General features: G+C 60.3%; 1 protein-coding gene. It reads left to right on the top strand.

From position 1 onward, the window contains the following. Positions 1 to 92 precede the first annotated feature (92 nt). Complete coding sequence (locus AC1DU6_RS35680; RefSeq protein ID WP_439095507.1) at positions 93 to 473, top strand: cupin; 381 nt, start codon at positions 93 to 95, stop codon at positions 471 to 473. Positions 474 to 529: the final 56 nt, after the last annotated feature.

The raw sequence follows: 529 nt of genomic DNA, 5'->3' as shown, positions 1-529 counted from the left end.
GCTATGACCTTGCCGATGAAGTCTCCACCTCGATGGCGCCGGCTGCTTCGCCGCGCGCTGTCGCTTGTTCTGTCCCTTCAGGAACATTGACTATGGCCATTAATAAACTTCACGATGAATTCCGCACCGTCGATATGTCCTCGGGATGGGAGACGCCCGCGGGTTATCCGGCAGGCATCCAGCAGAAGATCCTGTCCGGGGCGCTCGACGAAGTGAACAAGCGTGGTAGCCGCACCCGCCTGCTGCGTTTCGAGCCGGGCGTCTACACCACCGAACCGTTCGTGCACGAATATTGGGAAGAAGTGTTCCTGTTTACCGGCGACCTGATCGTCGGCAATGACAAGCAGGGCAATGGCGGCGAGTCCTTCAAGCCGAACACCTATGCCTGCCGTCCGCCCGGCGCCTATCACGGCCCGTTCAAGTCGATCGGCGGCTGCGTGCTGATGGAAATCCACTATTTCGATCCGGCCTGAGCCGTTTCGCGTCTCCTCCTGATTGGGGCGCGCTTTCTTTGTGGCGCGACCGCTGC

The sequence above is a fragment of the Roseateles sp. P5_B10 genome, from assembly GCF_056400485.1.
This window is presented reverse-complemented; position numbering and strand designations above follow the sequence as displayed.

Bases quoted from the DNA above. Each gene is read 5' to 3' on its own strand.
- AC1DU6_RS35680 (WP_439095507.1), top strand. From the start codon at position 93: ATGGCCATTAATAAACTTCACGATGAATTCCGCACCGTCGATATGTCC.